Source organism: Arenimonas sp., assembly GCF_044348765.1.
Classification (GTDB): domain Bacteria; phylum Pseudomonadota; class Gammaproteobacteria; order Xanthomonadales; family Xanthomonadaceae; genus Arenimonas.
Map to the genome: position 1 here is coordinate 1 of NZ_JBIKSE010000059.1, position 5,329 is coordinate 5,329.

5 protein-coding genes are annotated in these 5,329 nt (G+C 62.9%); 1 reads left to right on the forward strand and 4 read right to left on the reverse strand.

Features of this window, described 5'->3' with window-relative positions; genetic code table 11:
- On the forward strand, window positions 1-2,323 hold a 2,323-nt coding region (gene purL / locus ACIQ0Q_RS08105; protein ID WP_395772434.1), incomplete at its 5' end, for a phosphoribosylformylglycinamidine synthase.
- A gap of 137 nt (window positions 2,324-2,460) precedes the next feature.
- Here purL and ACIQ0Q_RS08110 read toward each other — a convergent pair.
- The 4 genes from ACIQ0Q_RS08110 to ettA form a co-directional block, all read right to left on the reverse strand.
- Window positions 2,461-2,838 (reverse strand): DUF2237 family protein, encoded by a 378-nt coding sequence (locus tag ACIQ0Q_RS08110; RefSeq protein WP_395772435.1) that lies wholly within the window; start codon window positions 2,836-2,838, stop codon window positions 2,461-2,463.
- A 75-nt stretch (window positions 2,839-2,913) separates the two neighbouring features.
- On the reverse strand, window positions 2,914-3,420 hold the full coding sequence (locus ACIQ0Q_RS08115) for a DUF1993 family protein (protein WP_395772436.1): 507 nt from the start codon (window positions 3,418-3,420) through the stop codon (window positions 2,914-2,916).
- Window positions 3,421-3,461: 41 nt separating this feature from the next.
- On the reverse strand, window positions 3,462-4,274 hold the full coding sequence (gene pyrF, locus ACIQ0Q_RS08120; RefSeq protein ID WP_395772437.1) for an orotidine-5'-phosphate decarboxylase: 813 nt from the start codon (window positions 4,272-4,274) through the stop codon (window positions 3,462-3,464).
- Between the two features lies 1 nt (window position 4,275).
- On the reverse strand, window positions 4,276-5,329 hold a 1,054-nt coding region (ettA, locus tag ACIQ0Q_RS08125; RefSeq protein WP_395772438.1), incomplete at its 5' end, for an energy-dependent translational throttle protein EttA.

Consider the following 5,329-nt stretch of genomic DNA (forward strand, 5'->3'; position numbering starts at 1 on the left):
CGATCTGGGCAAAGTGCCCTGCGATGATCCCTCGCTGTCGCCGATGCAGCTGTGGTGCAATGAATCACAGGAACGTTACGTGCTCGGCATCGCGCCGGAGCATCTGGCCGAATTCCGCGCCCTGTGCGAACGCGAACGCTGCCCGTTCGCGGCAGTCGGCATCGCCACCGACGAAGAACGCCTGATCGTGGCCTACGGTGCCGAACGCGGCACCGTGGACGCCATTGCTCCACAGGACCGCGCCATCGACATGCCGATGGATCTGCTGTTCGGCAAGCCACCGAAAATGCAGCGTGATGCCGTGGCGCCGATTATCGATGTGCACCCGGCCTTCGACGCCGGCGGCATCGGCATGTACGAAGCCGGCCTGAAAGTGCTGGCGCACCCGAGCGTGGCCGCCAAACAATTCCTGATCACCATCGGCGACCGCAGCGTGGGCGGTTTGACCGCACGTGACCAGATGGTCGGCCCGTGGCAGATGCCGGTGGCCGACTGCGCCATCACCAGTGCCGACTTCACCGGGTTCGCCGGCGAAGCCATGGCCATGGGCGAACGCACGCCGATTGCGGTGCTGAACGCCGCCGCTTCGGCGCGCTTGGCGGTGGGCGAGGCGATTACCAATCTGCTGGCGGCACCGATTGCCGGACTGGATGAAGTGAAACTGTCGGCCAACTGGATGGCCGCGGCCGGCCAGCCCGGCGAAGACGCCGCGCTGTATCAGGCCGTGCAGGCGGTGGGCATGGAACTGTGCCCGGCGCTGGACATCAGCATTCCGGTCGGCAAGGATTCGCTGTCGATGCAATCGCGCTGGCAGAGCAACGGCGAAACGCAGACCTCGAGCTCGCCGGTGTCCTTGATCATTTCCGCCTTCGCGCGCGTGGACGATGTGCGCACGCAATCGACGCCGGTGCTGGATACGTCGGTGGAATCCGACATCTGGCTAATCGGCCTGGGTGCCGGCAAGAAACGCATGGGCGGCAGCATTCTGGCTCAGGTGCAGAACCGCTTCGGTGGCGAGTGCCCGGATCTGGACGCGCCCGAACTGCTGGCCGCGCTGGCGCAGCTGATTATCCGCGCCCGCAAGCAGGAACTGATTCTCGCGTATCATGACCGTTCCGACGGCGGCGCTTTCGCTGCGCTGTGCGAAATGGCCTTCGCCGGCCATTGCGGTCTCGACATCAAACTCGACCAGTGGGGCAAAAACGATCTGGCCTGCCTGTTCAACGAAGAACTCGGCGTGCTGGTACAGGTGGCGAAAGACGACCGCGCCGCCTTCGCCGATCTGATCAACCAGTGCGATCTGACCCACTGCGCCCAGCGCGTGGCCAAACCGAACGGCCTGGATTGCATCCGCGTGCTGCGCGACAACGACACCGTGGCGGCTTGGTCGTGGCAGACCCTGTTCGATGCCTGGTGGTCGGTGACGCACGCCATGCAGAAACTGCGCGACAACCCCGAATGCGCCGATGCCGAATTCGAAGCCGCGCGCCGGTTCGATGCGCCCGGCATGCAGCCGCAGCTAACGTTCGTGCCCGAAGCTCCGATGATCAACACCGGCGCCGCGCCGCGCGTGGCCATTCTGCGCGAGCAGGGCGTCAACGGCCAGATTGAAATGGCGGCCGCGTTCACCCGTGCCGGCTTCGAGGCGGTGGACGTGCACATGTCCGATCTGATTGCCGGCCGCACCGATCTGTCCGGCTTCAAAGGCCTGGCTGCCTGCGGCGGTTTCAGTTACGGCGATGTGCTGGGTGCCGGCCGCGGCTGGGCCACCAGCATTCTGGAACGCGAAGCGCTGCGTACTTTGTTCGCCGAATTCTTCGCGCGCCAAGACAGCTTCTCGCTGGGCGTGTGCAACGGCTGTCAGATGCTCAGTCAGCTGAAAGCGTTGATTCCCGGTGCCGAGGCCTGGCCACGCTTCCTGCGCAACCACAGCGAACAGTTCGAAGCCCGTTTCAGTCTGGTGGAAGTGGTCGAATCGCCGTCCATTCTGCTGGCCGGCATGGCCGGGTCGCGCATTCCGGTGGTGGTCTCGCACGGCGAAGGCCGCGCGGTGTTCGCAGCGGATCAGGACATCACCGCCGTACCGACCGCGTTGCGCTACATCGACAACGCCGGCGATCTGGCCAGCAGCTATCCGGCCAACCCGAATGGCTCGCCGATGGGTATTACCGGCCTGACCTCGGCCGATGGCCGCGCCACGCTGATGATGCCGCACCCCGAGCGCGTGGCGTTCAGCAAGCAGATGAGCTGGCATCCGAAGCAGTGGGGCGAGCTCTCGCCCTGGATGCAGTTGTTCGTCAATGCCCGGAAGTGGGTGAACTAATCCCCCTGCGCTTCGCGCAACAAGAAGTGAATCCCCCTGTGCTTCGCGCATCCCCCTTTCAAGAAAGGGGGAAAGGGTTAGCTCCTCCCTTGTTCAGAAGGGAGGTCGGGAGGGATGTGAGGCGGAATGTGCGGGCTCTAGTTCAGATCCACCGCATGTTTCTTCAGCAGCTCGAATGGAACGATATCCAGCGCGCGGATATGGGTTCGTTTCAGATGGACTCTGGGCGCCATGTTGTTTTCCGCCGCTTCCAGCCAGCGCCCCGCACACAGGCACCAGCTGTCGCCGGGCTGCAGGCCGGGGAAGTTGTATTCCGGCATCGGCGTCGATAAATCGTTGCCCCGGAATCGGGAAAACTCCAGAAACGCCCGCGTCACTTCAACGCAGACGGTATGCGAGCCGCTATCTTCTTTGCAGGTGTTGCATTTGCCATCGCGCAAGAAGCCGGTGACCGGGTCCGCGCCGCAAAGCTCCAGCGGTTCGCCAAACACATTCAGCGCTTCATCGATCTTCATGTATTCATTCCTTGGTTCGGGCGTGAATCCCCCTGCGCTTCGCGCATCCCCCTTTCAGGAAAGGGGAAAGGGGCGTTAGACGCTGCCGATGAAATCCTTCTTGCCGATGATGACGCCGTTGTGGCGCAGGATGTTATAGGCAGTGGTGACATGGAAATAGAAATTCGGCAGGCCGGCGTGATGGGCATAGTCCAGGCCGTTGTATTCACGCTTGGTGTCTTTGCGCAGGATCACAATCTGGCGGGTTTCGGCACCGGCGAAGGCATTGGCCGGCAGCGTTTGGATGAAGGCGATGGTGTTGGCGATGCGGGCCTTGTACTCGGCCAGCATGATTTCGGTGTCTTCGAAGTTCGGCATGTCGGCTTGGGCCAGACGGGCGCTGACGCCTTTGGCGAAATCGCAGGCGATCTGGATCTGCCGGCCGAGCGGGAGCATATCGGGGGCTAGGCGTGCGCCGAACAGGGTGGTGATGTCGAAACCGACGGTTTCGGCGTGGCCTTGCGCTTTGTCCAGGCAGGCATCGAGGGCACGCAGGGCGCGGGTGAAGGCGGGAACGGTGGCGTCAAACAGGGGTGGGTTCATGGCAGGCTCCGGTGGGGACTGCCATCATCGCATATTCTCAATTACCGATAGCGGTTGATCTCATCCCGCTGCTTCAATGCCGCCACCCTTGCGGCTTCGGCAAAATCGGGGCCGTTACCGGCATACAGAATGGCCCGCGAGGAGCTGATGATCAGTGCGTCGGATGCTTTGCCGCGCCCGTTTTGGATGATCTGCTGCACATCGCCGCCCTGCGCGCCCACACCGGGCACCAGGAAGGGTATATCACCCACAATGGCGCGGACTTCGGCCAGCTGCTGCGGCCAGGTGGCGCCCACCACCAGCAGGCAGTTGTTGTTGCCGTTCCAGTCGCGGGCAATGGTTTCAGCCACGCGCTGATACAGCGGCTTGCCGGAGCAGTCGAGGTCTTGCAGGTCTTTCGCGCCCGGGTTGGAGGTGCGGCACAGCAGAATCACGCCCTTGTCGGCGTGCTTCAGGAACGGCTCGATGGAATCGCGGCCCAGATACGGATTGAGCGTGACTGCATCGGCGCCATAGCGGCCGAAGGCTTCCACCGCGTATTTCTCGGCGGTGGAGCCGATGTCGCCGCGCTTGGCATCGAGGATGACCGGAATGGTGGGGTAGGTGGCTTGCGTGTATTGAATCAGGCGCAGCAGCGCATCTTCCGCACCCAGCGCCGCGAAGTGCGCGATCTGCGGCTTGTAGCAGCACACCAGATCGGCGGTGGCATCAACGATGGCTTTGAAGAAATCGAACAGGGCATCGGGCTGGCCTTGCAGGTGGGCCGGGAATTTCTCCAGCTCCGGATCCCAACCCACGCACAGCAAGCTGTTGTTGGCCTGCTGCGCGGCGTTGATGCGCCCGATGAAGCCCATCTTATTTCAGGGCCTTGTAACGCAGGCGGTGCGGCTGTGCGCCGGCATCGCCCAGGCGGCGTTTCTTGTCTTCCTCATATTCCTTGTAGTTGCCGGGGAAGAATTCCACATGCGAATCGCCTTCGAAGGCGAGGATGTGGGTGGCGATGCGGTCCAGGAACCAACGGTCGTGCGAGATGATCATCGCGCAGCCGGGGAATTCGAGGATGGCGTCTTCCAGGGCGCGCAGAGTTTCGATGTCCAGATCGTTGGACGGTTCGTCGAGCAGCAGCACGTTGCCGCCCTGCAGCAGGGTCTGCGCCATGTGCAAGCGGCCGCGTTCACCGCCCGAGAGCGTGCCGACCAGTTTCTGCTGGTCCGAGCCCTTGAAGTTGAAGCGGCCGATGTAGGCGCGCGACTGGATTTCGGTTTTGCCGATGGTGATGATGTCGGACCCGCCGGACACCGCCTGCCACACGTTCTGGTCGGCCTGCAGCGAATCGCGGCTCTGGTCCACGTAGGCGATCTTCACCGTATGGCCGATGTTGACTTCGCCCTTGTCCGGTTTTTCCTGGCCGGTGATCATCTTGAAGAAGGTCGATTTACCGGCGCCGTTCGGGCCGATGATGCCGACGATGGCGCCCGGCGGCACCTGGAAGCTGAGGTCGTCGATCAGCAGGCGGTCGCCGAAGGATTTCGACACGTTCTTGAATTCAATGACGCGATCACCCAGGCGTTCGCCCGGCGGAATGAAAATCTCGTTGGTTTCGTTGCGCTTCTGGTATTCCTGCGAGTTCAGCTCTTCAAAGCGGGCCAGACGGGCTTTGCCCTTGCTGCGGCCGCCCTTGGCATTACTGCGCACCCAGATCAATTCCTTGGCCAGCGCTTTCTGGCGGGCCGATTCGGCCGATTCTTCGCGCTTCAGGCGGTCGCCTTTCTGCTCCAGCCATGCGGTGTAGTTGCCTTTCCACGGAATGCCGCGGCCGCGGTCGAGTTCGAGGATCCATTCGGCCACGTTTTCCAGGAAGTAACGGTCGTGGGTCACCGCCACCACGGTGCCGGTGTAGCGCGCCAGG